This window comes from Desulfurivibrio nitratireducens, from assembly GCF_044068515.1.
Lineage (GTDB): Bacteria > Desulfobacterota > Desulfobulbia > Desulfobulbales > Desulfurivibrionaceae > Desulfurivibrio.
In genome coordinates this window covers 1-20857 of record NZ_JBIPKI010000003.1, presented here as the reverse complement: position 1 = coordinate 20857, position 20857 = coordinate 1, and the positions used below count along the sequence as shown (strand labels likewise).

Genomic DNA, 20857 nt, shown 5'->3' with positions numbered 1-20857 from the left:
CGCCTCTCAAATCCCCCCCCAACGACCGGCGAGCAGCAGCAACAGGCCGGCGACTCCCCCGCCGATCTGCCAGGGCAGAGCCAGCCTGATTTCTTTTTTGACCCCCGAAAGGGAGGTATAAGTTGAAGAGCCGGTGAATTCCATGGCCAGGAAAGAGGCCAGAGCGCCGATTACCGCCAGCCAGGCCAAGTAATCTAAGCCGCTCAGAGCCGGGCTTCCCAAGCCGGAGGCCACCCCAAGGAAAAGAGCCGCTCCAGCCAGGCCGGCCACCAGCCCCTTGCCGGCAAAAGCCCGGCCCGGCAGCCAGGGCAACAACAGGGGGGTCAGGGCCTGGCCGGCCAGGACCGCCACCATGATTCCCCCGGCGGCCAGGGCGGCGAAGGCGGACCACCCTTCACCTCCCAGGAAAAACAGGGCTGCCAACAGCAGCAAAAGCGGCAGCAGCCATTTCAGGCTCAAGACCAGTTCCACCGGGATCAGGACCGCCCGCTCCCTCAAGGGGAAATGCTTGCGACGCATGGCCGGAGTGGCCTGCAGGCCGGCGGCCAGGTAGACCGGCAGGTCAGCCGCCTCCACCGGGCCGAAGAGCACCTTGAAACCGCTTTCTTTTTCCACCAGGCGGGCGTTGATCCCCGGCCCCCCCAACTGGGGCACAATCAGACGCCGGTGCCTGACCACCTGGGCCACCCGGCTGGCGGCCAGTTGGCTAATAAGGTTGGCGCTGCCGAAACTGCCCTTGCCCGCCGCGCACCAGACATTGATCCCGTCGGTATCGAGCACCAGGATCCAGGCGCCGACCCCGGCCAGCCGGCAGCGCAGGTGATCAAAGCTGAGCTTGTAATTGGCGCTTACCAGCACCGGAGAGTCGGGACCGGGATTGTGGAGGGCATAAAGTCCCGGTTCCACCAGGTAGCGCATCCGGCCGACGCCACAGCGCACCAGCAGGTTGTCCAAGCGGTCCCGGCGCGACAGGGTGGCGCTGATCCGGGGCAGGGTTCCCGCCGGGGTCTCCAGCGGCCCCAGGACAAAAGGTTGATCCAGGGGAGAACGGCCCACCCGGGGCCGGGTTCGGGGCCCTCAACAAACCTGCTGGCCCGGATTCTGGGCCGGCGGCACCGGCGGCAAAGCCTTGGGCAGAGAAATCTCTTTCATTGGCCACCCCCACTAATGCAAAGTAAAAACCTGCACTTAAAGCCCGCTTAAAACACACCAGGACCGCAGATTTTTACCGATCAACCAGGCGCCGCCCTGCCCCGCCTGCACCGCAAGCAGGTCTGGGCTGATCGCGTCCCGCGGCGGATCTAACGCACCCTCATCAATGTTTGAAGGAGCGTTGACCGGTGTACTTCATCGCCACCTGGGGCCGGGCCTCGTTGCAAGCCATGATGGTTTCAAAATCCCGGGCCGAACCGCCGGCCTGGAGAATGGCGGTGACGCCCTGGCGGATGCCGACATCGGCCCCGTCGCGGAAGGGGAAAAAGGCATCGGAAATCATTACCGAACCGGGCAGGCCGGCCTTGTCGGCCCGAGTCTGGGCGTCGATGGCCTCCCGGTCGGTCCGATTCCGCTTGCCCTGCTCGATCTCCAGCACCAGGTCGGCATAGGGAATGCCGTGGGTGTCAAAACAGAGGATATCGGCATACTTGATGTAGGCCTTGTGGACCGCGATTTCCGCCACCCCGACCCGGTCCTGCTCGCCGGTGCCGATCCCCACGGTACAGCCATCCTTGACGTAAATGACCGAGTTGGAAGTCACGCCGTGCTCCACCGCCCAGCCGAAGATCATGTCGTCGAGTTCGCGGGCGTCGGGTTCCCGCTCCACCTTATATTCCTGCCCCTTGAAGGTGGCCACGGCCGGTTTAAGGTCAGCGGGGCTGCGGATCGAGTTGACCGCCGACTGCTGGACGATCAAACCGCCATCGATCAGGCTCTTGAAATCGACGAAACGATAAGCGGCGTAATCGGCCAGGCGGTCGATCCGACCGATCCGGACCACCCGCAGATTTTTGCGGCGGCCGAGAATCTCCAGGGTGCCGGCCTCAAATTCGGGCGCGCAAACCACTTCCAGGTAATTCTGGCTGAGCAATTCGGCGGTGGCCAGGTCGCAGGCCCGGTTGAGGACCACGGCCCCGCCGAAGGCGGCGATCCGGTCGGCCCGGTTGGCCCGGTTGAAGGCGTCGGCCTGGTCCCGGCCGTAGGCGGCCCCGCAGGGATTGTTGTGCTTGAGAATAACGGCGGCGGGACGATCCATCAGGTACTTGATGATATTGAGGCCGTTATCGATATCGGTCAGGTTGATCTTGCCGGGATGCTTGCCCACCTGAAGCATGTCGCCGGCTTCAATTCCGCTGACCAGCCCCTGGCCGGGCTCGATGAAGCGGCAGTCGCCCAAGACCAGGTTGCCGTTGACCAGTTCATAAAGGGCCGCCTCCTGGTCGGGGTTTTCCCCATAACGGATCCCCCGCTCCTCGACCGTGCCGTCATCCTGGGCCAGTTTCCAGGTCCGCTTACGGTAGACCAGGGTCTGATCGCCGAAGGTAATGGTCATATCCAAGGGGAAATGATCCCCCAAAATGGTGGAATACATCTTTTTGAGATCAGCCATTAATCGAGCCCTCCTTGCCATTAATGTATATTGGTATTTTAAAAGCGCTGGCAACCCGCCACGATGACCAAAGGCCGCAAACCGGGGCGGCCGGTGATGGCAGAACAGCAATTTACAAGTTAAAGGCGCAAGGTACAAGCTGCAAGTAAAGGTAAAAGCAGCCCTGGCCCTTGGGCCACCTTCCCGGCAAACTCAGTGGCCGGGTTCGGCCGGCAGCGCAAGCTCATTATCCTGAAAAACCGCGTCCCAGTCCTTGCGGACCGGATCGTAGCCTTTGCTCCGGATTGAGCTGGCCACTTCTTCGATGCTCCGCTCGTCGCCGATGGAAAACTGCTCCCCGGCGGCGGCGGCGTCGCCGTAACCACCGGGGATGGTACAGGACCCGGCGGAATAACGGGTGGGGGCCAGGCCGATCATGCCATTGCGGAAACGGGCTTCCTCGCGGGTAGAAAGGACCAGCCCGACATCGGGATCAAAGAGGCGCAGGGCGAAAAGCAACTGGCTGAGATTTTTTTCCGTCACTCGTACCCGGGGAGCAAAGCTGCCGGGAGCGGGCCGCAAGCGGGGGAAGGAAATGGTATAGGCCGTCCGCCAGGACAACTTGCGCAACCAGGCCAGGTGCAGACCCAGGGCCAGCCCCTCGGCCCGCCAATCGGCAAGCCCCAGCAGGGCGCCGATCCCCACCTCGCGCATCCCGGCCCGAGCCGCCCGGGCCGGGATCTCCAGGCGCCGATCGAAATCGGCCTTGATCCCGCCCAAATGGACCGCACCATAGGTCAGGCGATCGTAGGTTTCCTGATACACCGCCACCCCGGTAATTCCTGCGGCGAAAAGGCGAGCATATTCAACCGTCTGCAACGGTTGCACCTCGATGGCGACCGAGGCGAAGCTGGCCCGCAGGCGGACGGCCAGTTCCGCCAGGTAGTCGACGCCCAGCCGGGCCGGAGCCTCGCCGGAAACCAGCAGAATATGGCTGAATCCGCGCCCGGCCAGGATCAGGGCTTCCTTTTCCGCCTCGGCCAGGGAAAGAACCCGGCGCGGAATTTCGTTGTCGATGGAGAAGCCGCAGTAAAGGCAGCGATTGGCGCAGTAGCTGGAGAGATAAAGGGGGGCGTAAAGTTGAATCACCCGGCCGAAGCGCTGTTGGGTCAGACGGGCCGACTCGGCGGCCATGGCGCCCAGCAGGGGTTCCGCCGCCGGGGAAAGCAGGGCGGCGAGATCAGCGCTGGTGCGATGCGGACGTTCCAGGGCCCGCAGTACGTCATCCCGGCTGTACTCGGCAATCCGAGCCTGCAGCCGGTTAAAGTCAGGTAGGGGAAAAGTAACGTTATTCACGGTAACCGCTTGGCAAAGGACTCTGTCGGGTTAAGCTGCCGCCCTGACCCGTCGAACCAGGACGGCTCTACCTTAGGTCGGCCGTCAAGGTGCCGGAACTGGCTGGGCCGGGCTCCTAGACTGGGGGGAGCCGGGCTATTCATCACGCAGGAAATCGAGCCCGCCATGGGGGGAGGAGGCCTCCGCCCGGGAGCGCTTCTCGCCCGGTCCGGACTCGTAGGCCAGCCGGCCGGCCTCCACGGCGGCGGCAAAGGCCCGGGCCATTTTAATCGGATCAGCAGCCACGGCGATGGCGGTGTTGACCAGCACCGCATCGGCCCCCAGCTCCATGGCTTCGGCGGCGTGGGAAGGCAGGCCGAGACCGGCATCAACCACCACCGGAACCCGGGCCTGCTCAATGATGATCCCCACCTGGAATCGGGTCAGCAAACCCTGGTTGGTGCCGATGGGTGAACCCAGGGGCATCACCGCCGCCGCTCCGGCATCCTGCAGGCGCAAGGCCAGAATCGGGTCGGCATTGATATAAGGCAGAACCACGAAACCTTCGGCCACCAATTGTTCCGTGGCCCTCAGGGTCTCCACCGGGTCCGGCAGCAAAGTCCGGGGATCAGGGGTTACTTCCAGCTTAAGCCAGTTGGTCCCCCCGGCGGCCCGGGCCAGATGAGCCAGGCGGACGGCCTCGGCCGCATCGCGGGCCCCGGAAGTGTTCGGCAGGAAAAAAAAGTGCTCCCGGTCAAGCGCGGCCATGATATCGTCGGCAGGATCATGCAAATCCACCCGCCGCAGGGCTACCGTGACCATCTCACTGCCCGACGCTTCCAGGGCCGCCTTCATCACCGGAGCCGAGGCAAACTTGCCGGTGCCGGTAAAAAGCCGGGAGCGAAAGGTCCGGCCGGCAATGCTCAACATCTCAGCCTCCTCCTACAAAGCGGATCAATTCCAGGCGGGAATCAGCCGCCAGAGTAATATGGCCCAGTTCTCGGCGCGCCAGGATCCGGCCGTCGAGTTCAACGGCCACCTGGGCCGGGTCCAGCCTTAATTCACGGATCAAGGCATCCACCGTGGTCCCCGGGGCGACCCGACGAATTTCGCCGTTACAGATGATTTGCAGGGTTTCCATCGGGTTCACTGAATAAAGGGGGGTTTGCCCGCCGCCAGCAGCCCTTGCAGCGGGGCCAAAGTCCACACCAGGAAGGACTGCTTGTTGGCAGGAAAAACCAGACAACCGGCGTGTAATCAGGCGGGGACTGATCAAAGAAAATATATTACCCTAACCATCAAAAATTGGGTAGCAGTTTTCAACTGCCAGGCGGCCAACGGCTCCGAGTGGCTCCAACCCTGGCAAGAATTGGACGAAAACGACAAAAGCCGGCAATTTATGCCGGCTTTTGTCGGAAAAATCAGAAAATTTACAGGCGCTGCTACTCTTGTTTTGCCGCCGCCGCTGGCGGTGCCGCCACGGCTTCCGCTTCTTTCTCGCGATAATTTACCAGTTCAAGAATCGCCATGGAGGCGGCATCGCCCAAACGATTACCGGTGCGGATAATCCTGGTGTAGCCGCCCTGCCGCTCAAGGTATTCCGCGCCCAGGGTATCGAAAAGCTTGGCCACCACCTGTTTGTCGCGCACCACGGCCAGCGCCTGCCGGCGGGCATGAAGATCGCCGCGTTTGGCCAGGGTGATCATTTTATCAGCCACCTTGCGGACCTCCTTGGCCTTGGCGGTGGTGGTGACAATCCGCTCGTGCTCGAGCAGAGAAGTGACCATGTTGCGAATCATCGCCTGGCGATGGGAGGTGGTGCGTGACAAGCGATTGCCACTTTTGTTGTGTCGCATGACTATATCCTCGCAGGGATTACATTCCCGTATTCAAATTTATTCTTCGCCTTCCGGCCCGGCGGTGGGCTGAACCCAACCATCGATCTTCATTCCCAGATAGAGATCCATCTCGGCAAGCAGCTGCTTGATTTCATTCAATGACTTGCGGCCAAAGTTTTTCGTCTTGAGCATTTCCGCTTCACTTTTCTGGACCAGTTCGCCGATATAGCGGATTTCGGCATTACGCAAGCAATTGGCGGAACGCACTGAAAGCTCGAGATCTTCAACACTGCGATAGAGATTGTCGTTGAGCTTGGGTTTTTCCCCGCTCTCGGCATCTTTATGGGCGGGAATCACTGCGTCTTCGTCAAAATTGATGAAAACCTGCATTTGCTCCTTGAGGATCTTGGCGGCATAGGCCAAGGAGTCTTCGGGGCGCACACTGCCATCTGTGGTGATTTCCAGGGTCAGTTTGTCAAAGTCGGTCTGCTGACCGACCCGGGCCTGGCTGGTAATGACCTTGACGTTGCGGATCGGCGTAAAAATGGCATCAATGGGGATCACCCCGATGGATTGCTCTTCTTTTTTGTTCTTCTCCGCCGGCACGTAACCTTTGCCCCAGCAAACCTCGAGCTCGGCGTTAAAGCTGCCGTCGCCGGTAATCGTGCAGATATGCTGATCGGGGTTCATCACCTCCACCTGCAAATCACCGGTAATATCAGCTGCGGTGACGATCCCCTTTTTGCTCTTGGCAATCCGCACCATCCGCGGCTTGGAGGAATGAAGCCTGAGACGCACCTCCTTAAGGTTCAAAATAATCTCGGTGGCATCTTCTTTGATTCCGGGAATGGTGGAAAGCTCGTGGAGCACTCCTTCGATCTTGACCGCGACGATGGCCGCGCCCTGGATCGAGGAAAGCAGAATGCGCCGCAGGGAGTTGCCAATGGTGGTGGCAAAGCCGCGCTCCAGGGGCTGGCAGGTAAATTTGCCGAAACTCGCACTATGGGTATCCTGGTCGACCTCAAGGCGTTCGGGAACAATCAAGTTATGCCAGTTGCGGTAAAATTTATCAGTCTCTTTCGTCATTTTGTCCTGATTTTCCTTGGGCTGAGGTTTGGGGCCGGCTTGAATGAAGCGACTCAAACCCTGAAGAGGGCCCGCAAAAGCGAAGCCGTTACGCCAATGGCCTACTTGGAGTAAAGCTCGACGATCAACTGCTCCTGAATCGGGAGGGTCAATTCCTCGCGATTGGGGGCGGTCTTGACGGAGCCGGCAAAGGCTTCCTGGTTCAATTCCAGCCAGGAAGGCACTCCACGGCGGGCCATGGCGGACAAGCTTTCCTTGATGGCTACGACTTCGCGGGATTTCTCGCGAAGCGTAATCACGTCGCCAACGCTGACCTGCAGGGAAGGAATATTAACCTTGTGGCCGTTTAGGAGAAAATGGTTGTGACGCACCAAGTGACGGGCCTGATTACGGGAACCGGCAAATCCCAGCCGGTAAATCACGTTGTCCAGGCGGGACTCCAGCAGTTGCAGGAGGTTTTCGCCGGTTACCCCGCGGCGCCGCTCGGCTTCAACGAAATAGCGTCGAAACTGGCCTTCGAGCATCCCGTAGATACGTTTAACTTTTTGCTTTTCCCGCAGCTGCAGGGCGTAGTCGGAAACCTTGCGCAGCCTGGCCTGGCCATGCTGACCGGGAGCATAGGAACGCCGCTCAAACGAACATTTATCAGAATAGCAGCGGTCTCCCTTCAAAAAAAGCTTGAGTTTTTCACGCCGACACTGCCGGCAAACCGCACCTGTATATCTGGCCACTTGGTCTCTCCTTGTTCACTGAACTGAAGTGCTTAAAATCGCTGTCGCTCAGACTCGCCGCCGCTTGGGAGGCTTGCATCCGTTATGAGGCAGCGGAGTGATATCGCGAATAACGTTGACCTCGATTCCCGCCACCTGCAAGGCTCTGATCGCTGATTCCCTGCCCGGTCCCGGCCCGTTGACCCGCACCTCAACTTTGCGCAGGCCATGATCCTGAGCTTTCTTTACCGCGGTCTCGACGGCATTCTGGGCGGCAAAGGGGGTACTTTTACGGGAGCCCTTGAAGCCGAGACAACCGGAACTGCACCAGGAAATTACGTTCCCGCGGGGGTCGGCGAAGGTAACAATGGTATTGTTGAAGGTGGATTTAATAAAGCAAATCCCCTCGGGGACATTTTTTTTGTCCTTCTTGCGAGGACGAACGGTCTTAGCCTTAGCCATTGCTTCTCCTGAATTGATTCCTGGTTATTTAATTAAGGCTTTTATTTCTTGGATTTAACCGCGGCCCGCCGGGGACCTTTACGGGTCCTTGCGTTGGTGTGGGTACGCTGCCCCCGGCAAGGTAAACCCTTACGGTGACGCAGGCCGCGATAGCAGCCCAGGTCCATCAGGCGCTTAATATCCATGCCGACTTCCCGGCGCCGGTCACCTTCAACCACAAATTCTTCTTCAATGACCTTGCGGATATCAGCTACTTCGACCTCGGTAAGTTCGTCACTATTACGGTTGTGGGGCAGCTTTACCTTGTCGAGGATCTTACGGGCAGAAGGTCGCCCGATCCCGTGGATATAGGTCAGAGCCACTTCCATATGCTTATTTTTAGGGATATCAACACCAGCTATACGGGCCAAGGTTTACCTCCATTGACAAAAAAAATTATCCCTGACGCTGTTTGTGCTTCTTGTTTTTGCAAGAAACCCGCACCACGCCATTGCGTTTAAAGACTCGACATTCGCTGCAGATCTTTTTTACGGAAGCCTGTACTTTCATCACCGCACCTCGCTATCGCTAATTGACCTAACGCTTGTTCTTGGAGCGAAAGGTCACCCGCCCTCGGGTCAGGTCATAGGGGGAAAGCTCCACCGTAACCCGGTCCCCGGGCAGAATCTTAATGAAATGCATCCTCATCTTGCCGGAAATATGGGCCAACACCCGGTGGCCGTTATCCAACTCAACGCGAAACATCGCATTGGGCAACGGCTCGATGATGGTACCCTCAACCGTAATCGGTTCTTCCTTAGCCATATCCTTCCAGTTCTGATTGGGCCCGCTTTCTTTATAGCGGCAAATGGAAAATTGGTGATTATAACCTAAAAAAAAAATCCTGCCGCTTATTTTTTGTCCGCGAGCCCTGGGTCGGTCTATCGTAACTCCCAGGCACTGAGTACCAGAGGGCCGTTCTCGGTGACGGCCACCGAATGCTCAAAGTGGGCGGAGTATTTTTTGTCCCTGGTCACCACCGTCCAGCCGTCGGCCAGAATTTTCACTTCGGCGGTCCCGATATTGACCATGGGCTCGATGGCCAGAACCATCCCGGCCATCAGGCGGGGCGAGCCGTTGCTGCGCACATAGTTGGGGATTTCCGGGGGCTCATGCAGTTGACTGCCTATGCCATGGCCAACAAACTGCCGCACCACCGAAAAGCCGTGCTTTTCAACATATTCCTGGACCGCCCGGGAAATATCATTGATCCGATTGCCAACCTGCACCTGAGCAATGGCCCGGTTCAGCGATTCACGGGTAACGCGGAGCAATTCCCTGACCTGGGCGCCGACTTCGCCCACCGGCACCGTAATGGCGGCATCACCGTAATATCCCCGCCACTTGACGCCAAAATCAATGCTGACGATATCTCCGGAACGGATCACCACCTTATTGGAGGGAATGCCGTGCACCACCTGCTCGTTCAAGGAAACACAAAGACTGCCCGGGAAACCACGATATCCCTTGAAGGCCGGAATCCCACCGCGATCCCGGGCATATTCTTCGGCCCAGGCATCAAGTTGAGTGGTTGTGACTCCCGGCTTGATCCGCTCGCCAAGCATGGCCAGAGCCCCGGCCACAATCCGGTTGGCCCCGCGCATGATTTCGATTTCCGCCGCCGATTTCAAGACAACCGCATTAGTCATGAAATCGACCTGTTATCTCCGCCCCTTGAAACGCCCTTGCTTCAAGAAGCCGTCATAATTACGCATCATGGTGTGGGACTCAATCTGGCCGATGGTGTCGATGGACACCCCGACCACAATAAGCAGCGCCGTGCCGCCAAAATAAAAGGGAACGTTAAATTCTGAAATCAGCACCGTGGGCAACACGCAAATTGCACTGATATAAATGGCTCCCACCACCGTAAGCCGGGTAATTACCTTATCGAGAAAATCGGCGGTCTTCTTGCCCGGCCGCACGCCGGGGATAAAACCGCCGTTGCGCTTGAGGTTTTCCGAAACATCGACCGGGTTAAAGGTCACCGCCACATAAAAAAAGCAGAAGAAAATCAAAAAGGCGACAAAAATGACGGTATGGGGCAAACTGCCCCAAGCCATGGCCGCACTCATCCGCTGGACCCAGTCGATCTGGATGAAGTTGCCCACGGTTTCGGGAAACATCATAATGGAGGAGGCGAAAATCGCCGGAATAACCCCGGCCATATTAACCTTAAGGGGCAAATGGGATTGCTGGCCGCCGTACATCTTCCGCCCCACCATCCGCTTGGCGTACTGGACCGGAACCCGGCGCTGGGCGGTTTCGACAAAGACGATAAAGCCGGTAACGCCAAGGACCAGGATCAGCAGCAGAGGGATAAAGATCAACGCCAGTTCACCGGTGCCCACCATCCGGAAGGTATTGGCCAAAGCCGCCGGCATGCTGGCGACAATGCCGGCAAAGATGATCAGGGAAATTCCGTTGCCGATCCCCCGTTCGGTCATCTGCTCGCCCAGCCACATGATAAAGGCGGTACCACAGGTCAGGGTCAGCATGGTCATCAAGCGAAAGCCCCAGCCCGGGTCAATAACGATGGGGGCGCCGCCGGGAGCGCTCATTCCTTCCAGGCCGATGCTGATGAACATGCCCTGCACCATGGCCAGGCCAATGGTGGCATAGCGGGTATACTGGGTAATTTTCTGCCGGCCGGATTCGCCTTCTTTCTTCAGAGCCTCGAGATGGGGCACCACCACGGTCAACAGCTGAAAGATAATGGACGCACTGATGTAGGGCATGATCCCCAGGGCAAAGATGGAAAAATTTTCCAGCGCTCCGCCGGAGAACATGTTGAACATGTCAAAGAGGCCGCCGACCTGGGCAAAAAAATCGGTTATGGCCTCACCGTTGATGCCCGGGGTCGGAACCTGGACCCCGGCCCGGTATACCGCCAGCATGGCCAGGGTAAAAAATATCCGGCGACGCAACTCCGGTATGTTGGCAGCACTTCGAACCCCTGCCTGCATGAAATATCCTCTCAGGCGGCGCCGACATTGCCGCCGGCGGCTTCGATCTTGCGGCGAGCGGAATCGCTGACCTTGTCCACCATCACGGTCAAGGAAACGGTCAGTTCACCATCGCCCAATACCTTGATAAGCTCATCCTTTGCGGAAATCAGGCCGGCAGCCTCGAGCCCGGCCCGATCCACCATGGTTCCGGCATCAAAGCGATTTAGATCCTGGACGTTGACCACGGCGTATTGCTTGCGGAAGGGATTGCGAAAGCCCCTTTTGGGCAAACGCCGCTGCAGAGGCATCTGGCCGCCCTCGAAGCCGGGTTTGATCCCACTGCCGGAACGGGCCTTGAAACCTTTATGGCCCCGACCGGAGGTCTTGCCATGGCCGGTACCGGGCCCGCGACCGAGTCTTTTCCTGGGCTTGCGGGATCCGGGATGCGGTGAAAGGTTGCTCAGAGTCAGCATGAAATTTCCTCCACGTCCACCAAGTGACGGACCTTTGCGACCATACCACGAATTTCCGGGGTGTCCTTGCGCACAATGGTCTTGTTGGTTCTGGTCAGCCCCAAACCGGTCAGGGTCTGACGAATTTTAGTCGTACTGCCGATGGCGCTTTTGCGCAGGGTCAGCCTGAGATCATTTGTAGCCATGATATTCCTCAAATAGCAGCGTGCTAAGCCGTGATTTCTTCAACATTCTTGCCGCGCATCGCCGCGATGCGGCGGGGGCTCCGCAAACGGCGCAATCCATCCAGTGTTGCCTTAACCATGTTGTGGGGATTGTGCGAGCCGATGCATTTGGTCAGGACGTTGTGGATTCCGGCCGCCTCCAGCACCGCCCGCACCGGACCGCCGGCGATAACGCCAGTGCCCTCAACGGCGGGCTTGAGCAGAACCTGGCCGGCTCCGAACTTGCCCATGATTTCATGGGGAATGCTTACCTCGCTGACGGAGACCAGCTTCATGTCCTTGCGGGCTTTCTCCACGCCCTTGCGGATAGCCTCCGGGACCTGGTTGGCTTTGCCCAGGCCGTAACCAACCCGGCCCTTGCCGTCACCGACCACCACAATGGCGCTGAAGTTGAAACGCCGACCACCCTTGACCACTTTGGCCGTTCTGTTGATGAAGACAATCTTTTCGATCAATTGATCGTCGATATTGCCGCTTTTGTATTCCGCCAAGGTACACCCCCAAGCATGATGGATTAAAAATTGTCGCCGTCGGCTATAGCAGCGACGACGACGGGGTACGCTCCGTAACTTGTTGTCGGGCCATTACCGGCCCTGAGTTCAAGGCATTCCGCAAGGTTGCTAAAAATTCAAGCCACCCTCGCGGGCGCCCTCGGACAGGGCCTTGACCCGGCCATGATAGATATAGCCGCCGCGATCGAAAACCACCTGTTCCACCCCTTTGGCCTTGGCCAGTTCGGCCAGGCGCAGGCCAACCGCTTTGGCCCGGGCGGTTTTGTCCTGACCCTCACCGGTATTGAAACCCTTGCCGCAGGTGGACGTGGCTACGATGGTATGACCGCTGGCATCATCGATCAGTTGGCCGTAAATGTGGCGGGCACTCTTGAAAACCCGCAGACGCGGACGTTCGGTGGTCCCGGATATCTTTTTTCTGATCCGCTTGATACGCTTGTCGCGGGCGCTCGCCCTGCTGATATTCTTCGCCATTTTCTTCGCCTTATAACCAACAACCTGTTAATCACGAACCGGCTCAACCCCGAAGCAACGGGATGTTTGTCGGCATTACTTGGACTTGGTCTTCCCGGCCTTGCGCGCAATGTATTCGTTTTCGTAGCGAATACCCTTGCCCTTATAGGGTTCGGGCTTACGCACCGCCCGGATCATGGCCGCCGTCTGGCCAAGGAGCTCCTTATCGATGGATTCGAGGGTGACGGCGTTCTTTTCAACCCCGGCGCTGACCCCGGCGGGCAAAGGGAAAGCCACCACATTGGAATAGCCGACACTTAGGTTCAGGGTATCGCCCTTGGCTTCAACCCGGTAACCAACCCCTTCAACCAGAAGTTTTTTCTGGAATCCCTTTTCCACCCCGATCACCATGTTGTTGATCAGGGTGCGGGTGAGGCCGGTAAAAGCCCGAGTGCGCTGACTGTCGTCCTTGGCCTTGACCAGGATCTGACCATCCTTCTGCTCCAAGGCAATCTCCGGGCGTACCTCCCGGTCCAGCTTGCCTTTGGGGCCACTAACCGTTACCTTGCTGCCCTTGATATCGACCTTGACCTGGCCGGGCACATCAATGGGCTGCTTACCAATTCTGGACATTTTGTCGCTCCTTATCAGAAAAAACAGGATGATCGATCACCTTCAGCCATCCTGTTTTTAACAAGCACCAGATCAACTGGGCCGTCATTGCCCGAGACCGAACCAGCCGCCTCTCCAGTATGCAAAGCCAGCCGCTGACTCAGGCACAATGGCGTTGCTGAAAATTGAAGACCATCACCAAACTTCGCAGAGGATCTCGCCACCGACTTGCTGACTCCGGGCCTGCTTGTCGGTCATAACCCCCTTGGAGGTGGACAGGATGGCCACGCCGAGCCCGCTCATCACCTTGGGAATCTGATCATGCTTGACATAAAGCCGCCGCCCGGGCTTGCTCTTACGCCGGATGCCGCTGATAACCCGCGCATTGTTCTCGTCATAACGCAGGGTTATCCTGATCATGCCCTGCTTGTTGTCCTCAACGATCTCGTATGCGCCGATAAAGCCTTCCTGCTTAAGAATCTCGGCCATCCCTTGCTTGATCTTGGAAAGCGGCACCATTACGCTTTCATGGCCCACCATGCCGGCATTACGTATCCTGGTCAGCATGTCGGCCAGGGGATCACTCATCGCCATTGCTTCAGACTCCTGTACCCTTATTGATATTTGTCGGCTCCGCAAAAAAGCCGCTCCACCGACTGAGCACGTCCGGCATCCTGTCGGTTTGCTGCAAGCGCCGCCGCTTAAGGCGGGCGGACAAAAGCCGATTTACCAGCTTGACTTGGTCACCCCGGCAATTTCACCCTTGGAGGCCAGGGAACGCAGGCAGATTCGACATACGCCAAACTTGCGGTAATAGGCCCGAGGCCGGCCGCAAAGGCCGCAGCGATTATAATCACGAACCTTGAACTTCGGCTTCCGGTTACACTTTGCAATCATCGATTTCTTAGCCAACTCGAGCCTCCCGCCCTTGCTTTATTTTCTAAAGGGCATGCCCATTGCCCGCAGCAGAAAACGGCCTTCCTCGTCACTCTTGGCCGTGGTCGTAATGGCAATGTTCAAACCTTTAATCTTATCGATTTTATCGTAGTCAATTTCGGGGAAAATGATGTGTTCCTTGATGCCCAGGGCAAAATTGCCGCGGCCGTCGAAGGCCTTGGGCGAAACCCCGCGGAAGTCGCGCACCCGGGGCAAGGCGATATTGATCAGTTTGGCCATGAAATCATACATCCGGTCACCGCGCAGAGTAACCCGGCAGCCGATGGGCATGCCCTCCCGCAGCTTGAAGGTGGCGATGGACTTCTTGGCCCTGGTCACCACCGCTTTCTGGCCCCCGATCAGGGTCAGCTCCTGGCTGGCGCTCTCAACGATCTTGGGATTCTGGACCGCTTCACCAAGCCCCATATTCAGGGTGATCTTTTCCAGCTTGGGCACCTCCATGATATTGCGATACCCGAACTCCTTCATGAGTTGAGGCACACCCTCATCGAGATATAACTGCTTCATTCCTGCCATGCTCAAACGCCTCCAGCGCGTAATCTTCCTTGCCAATATTCAGCTGCATTTTCAAGAACGGGATCAGGCCTTGCCTTCCACGGACTCACCGCACTTTTTGCAGATCCTGACCCGGGTGCCGTCTTCGAGGGCCTTGCGTGCTACCCGCGAAGTCTTGGCGCATTTGGGACAGATCAGCATCAGGTTGGAAATCGCCACCGGGGCTTCCTTGTCGATGATCCCGCCCTGTTGATTAAGGGCGTTGGGCTTGGTGTGGCGTTTGATCATATTGATCTTTTCCACCACTGCCCGGCCACGGTTCCGGTCGATCCGGATAACCTTGCCGACCCGGCCCTTGTCGCCGCCGGCGATCACTTCAACCCGGTCGTTAACCTTGATATGTGTCTTGGCATTCTGCATTGTCTTAATCCTTAAAGGGGCTAAAGAACTTCGGGGGCCAGGGAAACGATCTTCATGAATCCCTTGGGACGCAGCTCGCGGGCCACGGGTCCGAAAATCCGGGTCCCGATGGGATCGCCGGCATTATTAACCAGGACGGCTGAATTTTCATCGAACCGAACGGTGGTATCCTCAAGCCGACGAATCTCCTTCTTGGTCCTGACCACCACGGCCTTAACCACATCGCCCTTTTTCACTTTGGCATTGGGAATCGCTTCCTTGACCGAAACCACCACCACGTCGCCGATGCTGGCATAGCGGCGGCCAGTTCCCCCCAGGACCTTGATGCACATCACTTTTTTGGCCCCTGAGTTGTCGGCCACATTTAATATCGTCTGCGTTTGAATCATGATTTCACCTGCTTATCCGGCAGTCATTCGATCCAATCCCCTCTGCCGCCAGGGATTGGTTAATTCGCCACTGGCCCACAACCCGATCATACTGCCTTTTCCAGAATGGCCCGCAAGCGCCAGCGCTTTTTACTGCTTAAGGGTCTGCATTCCTCGATAAGCACCCGGTCGCCGATATTGCAACTGTTTTCCGGATCATGGGCCATATACTTGGCGTGGCTCCGGATGTACTTGCCGTAAAGCTTATGGGGTGCGAAGCTGGTGGTCTGGATAACGATGCTTTTATCCATTTTGTTGCTCACCACCACGCCGACCTGGGTTTTTCTGGTTCCTTGTCCTGCGCTCATTTATCCAATCCCGGTAAAAATTTTGTTAGCAGAGTTTTCCCGACACCGTTAGGCCGCGTTTTCTTCCCGGAGAATGGTTTTAATCCGGCTGATGGTTTGACGGGTCTGACGGATCTTGGCCGTGTTCTCAAGGGGGCGGATGCCATGATTGAACTTCAGCCGGCAAAGCTCTTCCGAAAGTTCGCGGACCTTGTTCAGCTGTTCCTCGCGGCTCAAGTCGCGGATATCTTTGATTTTCATAACGTTGTATCCAACTCGATAATCTTAGTGGGGAAGGGAAGCTTGTTGGCCGCCAGCCGCAGAGCCTCCCGGGCCAGCTCACCTTCAACTCCCGCCAGCTCATAAAGAATCCGGCCCGGCTTGATCACCGCCACCCAACCCTCGGGGCTGCCCTTACCTTTACCCATCCGAGTTTCCGCCGGCTTTTTGGTAAAAGGTTTATCGGGAAAAATCCGGATCCACATCTTGCCGCCCCGTTTTACTTTGCGGTTGATGGCAATACGGGCGGCCTCAATCTGCTGGGCGGTCATCCAGCCACAACCCACAGCTTTCAGGGCGAATTCGCCATAGGCGATGGAGGAGCCGCGCTGGGCCGCTCCGGTCATCCGGCCTTTGAAAACTTTTCTATGTTTGACTTTTTTCGGACTAAGCATGGTCTAAACCTACCGTCGTTAGCAGTAAAATAATGCTGCGACCGGAGCACTGATAACTCGCCGCAGCACGATGGGGGAAGCTCAAGCCTGGGCCTGATCCTCGAGCCCGCGCTGGTCCTCGTTGCTGAGAACCTCTCCCTTGAAAATCCAAACCTTGACTCCGATCACCCCGTAAGTGGTATGCGCTTCGGCCAGGCCGTAATCGATGTCGGCCCGCAGGGTATGCAGAGGAACTCGGCCTTCCCGGTACCATTCGCGCCGGGACATTTCCGCCCCCCCGAGACGACCGGAACACGCAATCCTAATCCCTTTCGCTCCGAACTTCAAGGCCATATTGACCGCTTTCTTCATGGCCCGGCGAAAAGCTACCCGGCGTTCAAGCTGCTGGGCGACGTTTTCCGCCACCAGCTGGGCGTCGGCCTCGGGCCGGCGGACTTCCTGGATATCCAGGGCGCAGGAGCGGCCGGTACGACGCTCAAGGTCAGCCTTGAGAGTGTCGATTTCCGAGCCCTTTTTGCCGATAACGATGCCGGGGCGGGCGGTATGGAGCTTGACCCTGATTTTCTCGCCGGTGCGAGCTATCTGGATCCGGGAAATGCCAGCATGATAAAGACGCTTCTTGAGGTATTTTCTCAAGTCCTGATCTTCAAGAAAATTCCTGGCGTAATCCCGGTCGGCGTACCAAATGGAATCCCAGGTCCGGACGATGTTCAGCCGTAAACCGATTGGATTGACTTTCTGGCCCAAAATTTTCCTCCGTTTACAAGGTTGGCTTTTTTGCCACCGACGATCAGCGTCGATGCTTATTGTTCATCAAGGACTACGGTAATATGACTGCTCCGCTTGAGGATCCGACCGGCCCGACCCATGGGCATCGGCCTGATCCGCTTCAGGGTCGGTCCGCCATCGACATGGATGGTTTTGACATAAAGGTTATCCACGTCAATCGCCTCGTTCTGGCTGGCGTTGGCCACCGCCGACTCGATGACCTTGCGCAGAATCCGGGCCCCTTTCTTGGGCATGAAACGCAAAGTGTTCAACGCGGTCTCAACCTTGCTGCCGCGAACCAGATCGGCTACCAGGCGGGCCTTCTGGGGAGAAATACGAATATTACGGGCCAGCGCTTTAGCTTCCATCGCCATTCCACTCCTTGGATATCATTCGTTATGCTTTACTTCTTCTTTTTATCGGCGGCGTGACCATAGTAGGTCCGGGTCGGTGAAAATTCACCGAGCTTATGACCGACCATGTTTTCGGTCACGAAAACCGGAATGAACTTCTTACCGTTATGCACGGCAAAGGTCAGGCCGACCATTTCCGGAATAATATCGGAACGGCGGGACCAGGTCTGAATAACCTTGCGGGATCCATCTTCCCGGGCCCTGACCACCTTATTCAAAAGGTGCTCATCAATAAACGGTCCTTTTTTAATTGAGCGTGCCACTTCTGCTCCCCCTTAGATTAGGATCTTTTCTTGACAATGTACTTGTCACTGCTCTTGTTCCGGCGGGTCTTGTAACCCTTGGTCGGGATGCCCCACGGGGTACAAGGATGACGACCGCCCGAACTCTTGCCTTCACCACCACCCATGGGGTGATCGATGGGGTTCATGGCCACGCCCCGAACCTTGGGCCGGCGGCCCAGCCAACGGTTACGACCGGCCTTGCCCAGTTTCTGGCTCTCATGCTCGATATTGCCGACCTGGCCGATGCTGGCCCGGCAGTAACGGTGAAAACGCCGCACCTCGCCGGAAGGGAGCTTGACCAGCACATGGTCGCCTTCCTTGGCCATCAGCTGGGCCGCTACGCCGGCGCTGCGCACCAATTGACCGCCCTTGCCGATTTTCATCTCGATATTATGGATAACGCTGCCTAAAGGCATATTGCCCATGGGCATGCAGTTGCCCGGCTTAATATCGACTTGGTCGCCCGCTTCGACGATGTCGCCGACCTTCACTCCATTGGGAGAGAGGATATAACGCTTTTCTCCGTCCACATACTGCAGCAGGGCGATGTTGGCGGTCCGGTTGGGATCGTACTCGATGCCAGCCACCTTGGCCGGAATATTGACCTTATCGCGCTTGAAGTCGATAACCCGGTACTTGCGCTTATGGCCCCCGCCCTGGTGACGGGCGGTGATTCGACCGTAGTTGTTACGGCCGCCGGCCTTGTTCAGGGTCCGAACCAGTCCCTTGACCGGTCTTTCCTTGGAAAGGTCATCGTTGATCACGGTTACCAGGGTGCGACGTCCCGGTGATGTCGGTTTATATGTCTTCAGTGCCATGTGCAACTCCAGTAATTAGTTTCCGGCCGGCCTGGGCCAGGAAGCCGAGCCTCTAAAGCTCTTCAAGGAAATCCAGCTTGCTCTCGGCGCTCAGGGTAACGAAGGCTTTCTTGTAATCGGAGGTGGTGCCAACATAACGACCCATGCGCTTTTTGCGGCCGGGCAGATTGGCGGTCCGAACCTTCTCGACCTTGACGCTGAAAATATTCTCCACCGCCTGCTTGATTTCATTCTTGTTGGCGCGGCGATCAACCTGGAGCACAATCTGGTTGTGACTCTCCTGCAACCCCATGCTCTTTTCGGTCAAGCGCGGACGCTTGAGGACTTCGTAAATATTTTTCATGACAGCAACCTCTCCTGCAATTGCTCGATGCACGGCTGCAGCAAAATAACATGCTTGTGCAGCAGAATATCGTAAACATTGAGCCCCTCTGTGGGCATCACCTTGAAACCGGGCACGTTGCGCGATGAACGCTCGAGGCTGTCTATGCTCCCGGGCACCACGATCAGGGCGCTGTCGATGGCAAAATTGTTCATTACCTCGACAAAATTACGGGTCTTGGCTTCATCCAGGCGAAAATCATCAAGAACCAGCACCAGATCATCGCTGAAACGAGAGCTCAATGCCATCCGCAGGCCAAGCTTTCTCGCCTTGCGCGGCATGGTGAAAGCATAGCTGCGGGGACGAGGGCCAAAGACAGTGCCGCCGCCCCGCCACAGGGGTGATTTGCGGCTGCCGGAACGGGCCCGACCAGTCCCCTTCTGCTTCCAGGGCTTTTTGCCGCTGGCGCTGACGTCACTGCGGGTCTTGGTGCAGGCGGTCCCGGCCCGCCGGTTGGCGCGCTGCATCCGCACGATATCATGCAGCAGGTGAGGATTGACCTCAAGCTTGAAAAGCGCGTCATCAAGCTCGATGTCAGCCACTTTTTCCTTTTTGATATTATATACTTCCGTTACCGCCATTATCGGTACCCCCTGACAAGGATAAGCAACTGCCGGCTACACCCGCATTAATCTGCGACCGGCAATCAAAATCATGACTTTTTATAGATCTGAACCAGGGCCTGCTTGGCACCGGGAACCCCGCCCTTGAGAACGATGACGTTCTGTTCGGGGCGAATATCGATCACCGTGCAGTTCTTCTTGGTGATCATCCGATCACCCATCTGCCCCGGCATTTTTTTGCCCTTGATGACCCGGCTCGGCCAGGCACTGCAGCCGATGGAGCCCGGAGCCCGATGAAACATCGAACCATGGGTGGCCCGGCCGCCCTTGAAGCCATAACGCTTGACCACTCCCTGGAAGCCGCGCCCCTTGGTGCGGGCCCGAACGTCAACGATATCGCCGACGTTGAGGAGATCGGTAAGGTTGATTTCCTGGCCGACTTCATAGGCCCCGGGATCGGTTACCCGGAATTCCTTGATATGATGGAAGCCACCCTTGCCGGCTGTCTTGACATGGCCGCTTTCAGCCTTGTTGAGACGTGATTCCTTCTTGGGGCCAAAACCGATTTGAATGGCGTCATAGCCTTCCTTAGCCGCGGTTTTCTTCTGCAGAACCACGCAAGGACCGGCCTCGATAACCGTAACGGCAATGGAAGTACCGGTTTCGGAAAAGATCCGGGTCATTCCCATTTTTCTGCCGAGCATACCCATCTTCTTAGACATCATTGCACCTGTCGTTACTTAACATAAGCCGCTACGGGCCTAGAGCTTGATCTCAACATCGACCCCGGCGGAAAGTTCCAGCTTCATCAAAGCGTCGATGGTCTGCTGAGTCGGCTCGAGAATGTCCAGCAAGCGGCGATGAGTCCTCATTTCAAATTGTTCCCGGGACTTTTTATCGACATGGGGTCCCCGCAGAACACAGAATTTGTTGATCGTGGTCGGCAAAGGGATTGGGCCGGCCACCGCCGCCCCGGTCCGCTTGGCGGTTTCAACGATCTCGCCGGTGGACTGATCAATCAGCTTATGATCGTAGCCCTTGAGGCGAATGCGAATTTTCTGAGTATTAATCATGATTTTATCCTGATCACTA

35 protein-coding genes are annotated in these 20857 nt (G+C 57.4%); all 35 read right to left on the bottom strand.

Features of this window, described 5'->3' with window-relative positions; translation table 11 throughout:
* Nucleotides 1-6: 6 nt before the first annotated feature.
* On the bottom strand, nt 7-1143 hold the full coding sequence (gene hgcA, locus ACHHTY_RS02295) for a mercury methylation corrinoid protein HgcA (protein ID WP_395492506.1): 1137 nt from the start codon (nt 1141-1143) through the stop codon (nt 7-9).
* Nucleotides 1144-1315: 172 nt separating this feature from the next.
* Nucleotides 1316-2605, bottom strand: coding sequence for an IMP cyclohydrolase (locus tag ACHHTY_RS02290; protein WP_395492435.1), 1290 nt, complete (start codon nt 2603-2605; stop codon nt 1316-1318).
* Nucleotides 2606-2797: 192 nt separating this feature from the next.
* A complete protein-coding gene (gene thiH, locus ACHHTY_RS02285) occupies nt 2798-3940 on the bottom strand; it encodes a 2-iminoacetate synthase ThiH (RefSeq protein WP_395492434.1) in 1143 nt (380 codons plus the stop codon).
* Between the two features lie 135 nt (nt 3941-4075).
* The gene (locus tag ACHHTY_RS02280; RefSeq protein WP_395492433.1) at nt 4076-4849 is read right to left on the bottom strand and encodes a thiazole synthase; all 774 of its coding nucleotides are present in this window, start codon (nt 4847-4849) and stop codon (nt 4076-4078) included.
* A 1-nt stretch (nt 4850) separates the two neighbouring features.
* Nucleotides 4851-5060 carry a sulfur carrier protein ThiS gene (gene thiS, locus ACHHTY_RS02275; RefSeq protein WP_395492432.1) on the bottom strand — a complete coding sequence of 70 codons (210 nt, stop codon included), beginning with the start codon at nt 5058-5060 and terminating at the stop codon, nt 4851-4853.
* A gap of 301 nt (nt 5061-5361) precedes the next feature.
* The gene (gene rplQ, locus ACHHTY_RS02270; protein ID WP_395492431.1) at nt 5362-5775 is read right to left on the bottom strand and encodes a 50S ribosomal protein L17; all 414 of its coding nucleotides are present in this window, start codon (nt 5773-5775) and stop codon (nt 5362-5364) included.
* Nucleotides 5776-5814: 39 nt separating this feature from the next.
* Nucleotides 5815-6843 carry a DNA-directed RNA polymerase subunit alpha gene (locus ACHHTY_RS02265; RefSeq protein WP_395492430.1) on the bottom strand — a complete coding sequence of 343 codons (1029 nt, stop codon included), beginning with the start codon at nt 6841-6843 and terminating at the stop codon, nt 5815-5817.
* A 101-nt stretch (nt 6844-6944) separates the two neighbouring features.
* Nucleotides 6945-7574 (bottom strand): 30S ribosomal protein S4, encoded by a 630-nt coding sequence (rpsD, locus tag ACHHTY_RS02260; RefSeq protein WP_395492429.1) that lies wholly within the window; start codon nt 7572-7574, stop codon nt 6945-6947.
* Between the two features lie 48 nt (nt 7575-7622).
* Nucleotides 7623-8015, bottom strand: coding sequence for a 30S ribosomal protein S11 (gene rpsK, locus ACHHTY_RS02255; RefSeq protein WP_395492428.1), 393 nt, complete (start codon nt 8013-8015; stop codon nt 7623-7625).
* A 41-nt stretch (nt 8016-8056) separates the two neighbouring features.
* Nucleotides 8057-8425 carry a 30S ribosomal protein S13 gene (rpsM, locus tag ACHHTY_RS02250; RefSeq protein ID WP_395492427.1) on the bottom strand — a complete coding sequence of 123 codons (369 nt, stop codon included), beginning with the start codon at nt 8423-8425 and terminating at the stop codon, nt 8057-8059.
* Between the two features lie 25 nt (nt 8426-8450).
* The gene (rpmJ, locus tag ACHHTY_RS02245; RefSeq protein ID WP_395492426.1) at nt 8451-8564 is read right to left on the bottom strand and encodes a 50S ribosomal protein L36; all 114 of its coding nucleotides are present in this window, start codon (nt 8562-8564) and stop codon (nt 8451-8453) included.
* Between the two features lie 27 nt (nt 8565-8591).
* A complete protein-coding gene (gene infA, locus ACHHTY_RS02240) occupies nt 8592-8819 on the bottom strand; it encodes a translation initiation factor IF-1 (protein WP_395492424.1) in 228 nt (75 codons plus the stop codon).
* A 116-nt stretch (nt 8820-8935) separates the two neighbouring features.
* Nucleotides 8936-9703: a type I methionyl aminopeptidase gene (gene map / locus ACHHTY_RS02235; protein WP_395492423.1), complete on the bottom strand. Its 768-nt coding sequence runs from the start codon at nt 9701-9703 to the stop codon at nt 8936-8938.
* Between the two features lie 12 nt (nt 9704-9715).
* The gene (gene secY / locus ACHHTY_RS02230; RefSeq protein WP_395492422.1) at nt 9716-11020 is read right to left on the bottom strand and encodes a preprotein translocase subunit SecY; all 1305 of its coding nucleotides are present in this window, start codon (nt 11018-11020) and stop codon (nt 9716-9718) included.
* A gap of 11 nt (nt 11021-11031) precedes the next feature.
* Nucleotides 11032-11472 carry a 50S ribosomal protein L15 gene (gene rplO / locus ACHHTY_RS02225; RefSeq protein WP_395492505.1) on the bottom strand — a complete coding sequence of 147 codons (441 nt, stop codon included), beginning with the start codon at nt 11470-11472 and terminating at the stop codon, nt 11032-11034.
* Complete coding sequence (gene rpmD, locus ACHHTY_RS02220; RefSeq protein WP_395492421.1) at nt 11469-11660, bottom strand: 50S ribosomal protein L30; 192 nt, start codon at nt 11658-11660, stop codon at nt 11469-11471. The genes rplO and rpmD overlap by 4 nt, the downstream gene beginning before the upstream one ends.
* 23 nt (nt 11661-11683) lie before the next feature.
* A complete protein-coding gene (gene rpsE / locus ACHHTY_RS02215) occupies nt 11684-12190 on the bottom strand; it encodes a 30S ribosomal protein S5 (protein ID WP_395492420.1) in 507 nt (168 codons plus the stop codon).
* 129 nt (nt 12191-12319) lie between these two features.
* Complete coding sequence (gene rplR, locus ACHHTY_RS02210) at nt 12320-12685, bottom strand: 50S ribosomal protein L18 (protein ID WP_395492419.1); 366 nt, start codon at nt 12683-12685, stop codon at nt 12320-12322.
* A 75-nt stretch (nt 12686-12760) separates the two neighbouring features.
* Entirely contained in the window at nt 12761-13297 is a 537-nt protein-coding gene (rplF, locus tag ACHHTY_RS02205) for a 50S ribosomal protein L6 (protein WP_395492418.1), read from the bottom strand.
* Between the two features lie 174 nt (nt 13298-13471).
* Nucleotides 13472-13870, bottom strand: coding sequence for a 30S ribosomal protein S8 (gene rpsH / locus ACHHTY_RS02200; protein WP_395492417.1), 399 nt, complete (start codon nt 13868-13870; stop codon nt 13472-13474).
* A 132-nt stretch (nt 13871-14002) separates the two neighbouring features.
* Complete coding sequence (locus ACHHTY_RS02195; protein WP_395492416.1) at nt 14003-14188, bottom strand: type Z 30S ribosomal protein S14; 186 nt, start codon at nt 14186-14188, stop codon at nt 14003-14005.
* A gap of 21 nt (nt 14189-14209) precedes the next feature.
* Nucleotides 14210-14749, bottom strand: a complete 540-nt coding sequence (gene rplE, locus ACHHTY_RS02190; protein WP_395492415.1) for a 50S ribosomal protein L5 — start codon at nt 14747-14749, stop codon at nt 14210-14212.
* A 63-nt stretch (nt 14750-14812) separates the two neighbouring features.
* Nucleotides 14813-15148, bottom strand: a complete 336-nt coding sequence (gene rplX / locus ACHHTY_RS02185) for a 50S ribosomal protein L24 (protein WP_395492414.1) — start codon at nt 15146-15148, stop codon at nt 14813-14815.
* A 20-nt stretch (nt 15149-15168) separates the two neighbouring features.
* Nucleotides 15169-15537, bottom strand: coding sequence for a 50S ribosomal protein L14 (gene rplN, locus ACHHTY_RS02180; RefSeq protein ID WP_395492413.1), 369 nt, complete (start codon nt 15535-15537; stop codon nt 15169-15171).
* A gap of 86 nt (nt 15538-15623) precedes the next feature.
* Nucleotides 15624-15884 (bottom strand): 30S ribosomal protein S17, encoded by a 261-nt coding sequence (rpsQ, locus tag ACHHTY_RS02175; RefSeq protein WP_395492412.1) that lies wholly within the window; start codon nt 15882-15884, stop codon nt 15624-15626.
* A gap of 48 nt (nt 15885-15932) precedes the next feature.
* The gene (gene rpmC / locus ACHHTY_RS02170; RefSeq protein WP_395492411.1) at nt 15933-16124 is read right to left on the bottom strand and encodes a 50S ribosomal protein L29; all 192 of its coding nucleotides are present in this window, start codon (nt 16122-16124) and stop codon (nt 15933-15935) included.
* Nucleotides 16121-16537 carry a 50S ribosomal protein L16 gene (rplP, locus tag ACHHTY_RS02165; RefSeq protein WP_395492410.1) on the bottom strand — a complete coding sequence of 139 codons (417 nt, stop codon included), beginning with the start codon at nt 16535-16537 and terminating at the stop codon, nt 16121-16123. Before rplP ends, rpmC begins: the two co-directional genes overlap by 4 nt.
* A gap of 81 nt (nt 16538-16618) precedes the next feature.
* Complete coding sequence (rpsC, locus tag ACHHTY_RS02160; RefSeq protein ID WP_395492409.1) at nt 16619-17284, bottom strand: 30S ribosomal protein S3; 666 nt, start codon at nt 17282-17284, stop codon at nt 16619-16621.
* A gap of 56 nt (nt 17285-17340) precedes the next feature.
* Nucleotides 17341-17673, bottom strand: coding sequence for a 50S ribosomal protein L22 (rplV, locus tag ACHHTY_RS02155; protein ID WP_395492408.1), 333 nt, complete (start codon nt 17671-17673; stop codon nt 17341-17343).
* A gap of 35 nt (nt 17674-17708) precedes the next feature.
* Nucleotides 17709-17981 carry a 30S ribosomal protein S19 gene (gene rpsS, locus ACHHTY_RS02150; protein WP_395492407.1) on the bottom strand — a complete coding sequence of 91 codons (273 nt, stop codon included), beginning with the start codon at nt 17979-17981 and terminating at the stop codon, nt 17709-17711.
* A 17-nt stretch (nt 17982-17998) separates the two neighbouring features.
* On the bottom strand, nt 17999-18820 hold the full coding sequence (gene rplB / locus ACHHTY_RS02145; protein WP_395492406.1) for a 50S ribosomal protein L2: 822 nt from the start codon (nt 18818-18820) through the stop codon (nt 17999-18001).
* A gap of 52 nt (nt 18821-18872) precedes the next feature.
* Nucleotides 18873-19163, bottom strand: coding sequence for a 50S ribosomal protein L23 (gene rplW / locus ACHHTY_RS02140; protein ID WP_395492405.1), 291 nt, complete (start codon nt 19161-19163; stop codon nt 18873-18875).
* Nucleotides 19160-19783, bottom strand: a complete 624-nt coding sequence (gene rplD / locus ACHHTY_RS02135) for a 50S ribosomal protein L4 (RefSeq protein WP_395492404.1) — start codon at nt 19781-19783, stop codon at nt 19160-19162. The genes rplW and rplD overlap by 4 nt, the downstream gene beginning before the upstream one ends.
* 71 nt (nt 19784-19854) lie before the next feature.
* Nucleotides 19855-20487 (bottom strand): 50S ribosomal protein L3, encoded by a 633-nt coding sequence (gene rplC / locus ACHHTY_RS02130; protein WP_395492504.1) that lies wholly within the window; start codon nt 20485-20487, stop codon nt 19855-19857.
* 39 nt (nt 20488-20526) lie between these two features.
* Nucleotides 20527-20835 carry a 30S ribosomal protein S10 gene (gene rpsJ / locus ACHHTY_RS02125; RefSeq protein WP_395492503.1) on the bottom strand — a complete coding sequence of 103 codons (309 nt, stop codon included), beginning with the start codon at nt 20833-20835 and terminating at the stop codon, nt 20527-20529.
* Nucleotides 20836-20857 lie beyond the last annotated feature (22 nt).

Coding starts and splice junctions, on each gene's coding strand:
- ACHHTY_RS02290 (WP_395492435.1), bottom strand. CDS start 2,605: ATGGCTGATCTCAAAAAGATGTATTCCACCATTTTGGGGGATCATTTC.
- ACHHTY_RS02280 (WP_395492433.1), bottom strand. CDS start 4,849: ATGTTGAGCATTGCCGGCCGGACCTTTCGCTCCCGGCTTTTTACCGGC.
- thiS (WP_395492432.1), bottom strand. CDS start 5,060: ATGGAAACCCTGCAAATCATCTGTAACGGCGAAATTCGTCGGGTCGCC.
- rplQ (WP_395492431.1), bottom strand. CDS start 5,775: ATGCGACACAACAAAAGTGGCAATCGCTTGTCACGCACCACCTCCCAT.
- ACHHTY_RS02265 (WP_395492430.1), bottom strand. CDS start 6,843: ATGACGAAAGAGACTGATAAATTTTACCGCAACTGGCATAACTTGATT.
- rpsK (WP_395492428.1), bottom strand. CDS start 8,015: ATGGCTAAGGCTAAGACCGTTCGTCCTCGCAAGAAGGACAAAAAAAAT.
- rpmJ (WP_395492426.1), bottom strand. CDS start 8,564: ATGAAAGTACAGGCTTCCGTAAAAAAGATCTGCAGCGAATGTCGAGTC.
- infA (WP_395492424.1), bottom strand. CDS start 8,819: ATGGCTAAGGAAGAACCGATTACGGTTGAGGGTACCATCATCGAGCCG.
- map (WP_395492423.1), bottom strand. CDS start 9,703: ATGACTAATGCGGTTGTCTTGAAATCGGCGGCGGAAATCGAAATCATG.
- secY (WP_395492422.1), bottom strand. CDS start 11,020: ATGCAGGCAGGGGTTCGAAGTGCTGCCAACATACCGGAGTTGCGTCGC.
- rpmD (WP_395492421.1), bottom strand. CDS start 11,660: ATGGCTACAAATGATCTCAGGCTGACCCTGCGCAAAAGCGCCATCGGC.
- rplR (WP_395492419.1), bottom strand. CDS start 12,685: ATGGCGAAGAATATCAGCAGGGCGAGCGCCCGCGACAAGCGTATCAAG.
- rplF (WP_395492418.1), bottom strand. CDS start 13,297: ATGTCCAGAATTGGTAAGCAGCCCATTGATGTGCCCGGCCAGGTCAAG.
- rpsH (WP_395492417.1), bottom strand. CDS start 13,870: ATGGCGATGAGTGATCCCCTGGCCGACATGCTGACCAGGATACGTAAT.
- rplE (WP_395492415.1), bottom strand. CDS start 14,749: ATGGCAGGAATGAAGCAGTTATATCTCGATGAGGGTGTGCCTCAACTC.
- rplX (WP_395492414.1), bottom strand. CDS start 15,148: ATGCAGAATGCCAAGACACATATCAAGGTTAACGACCGGGTTGAAGTG.
- rplN (WP_395492413.1), bottom strand. CDS start 15,537: ATGATTCAAACGCAGACGATATTAAATGTGGCCGACAACTCAGGGGCC.
- rpsQ (WP_395492412.1), bottom strand. CDS start 15,884: ATGAGCGCAGGACAAGGAACCAGAAAAACCCAGGTCGGCGTGGTGGTG.
- rpmC (WP_395492411.1), bottom strand. CDS start 16,124: ATGAAAATCAAAGATATCCGCGACTTGAGCCGCGAGGAACAGCTGAAC.
- rplP (WP_395492410.1), bottom strand. CDS start 16,537: ATGCTTAGTCCGAAAAAAGTCAAACATAGAAAAGTTTTCAAAGGCCGG.
- rplV (WP_395492408.1), bottom strand. CDS start 17,673: ATGGAAGCTAAAGCGCTGGCCCGTAATATTCGTATTTCTCCCCAGAAG.
- rplB (WP_395492406.1), bottom strand. CDS start 18,820: ATGGCACTGAAGACATATAAACCGACATCACCGGGACGTCGCACCCTG.
- rplW (WP_395492405.1), bottom strand. CDS start 19,163: ATGAAAAATATTTACGAAGTCCTCAAGCGTCCGCGCTTGACCGAAAAG.
- rplD (WP_395492404.1), bottom strand. CDS start 19,783: ATGGCGGTAACGGAAGTATATAATATCAAAAAGGAAAAAGTGGCTGAC.
- rplC (WP_395492504.1), bottom strand. CDS start 20,487: ATGTCTAAGAAGATGGGTATGCTCGGCAGAAAAATGGGAATGACCCGG.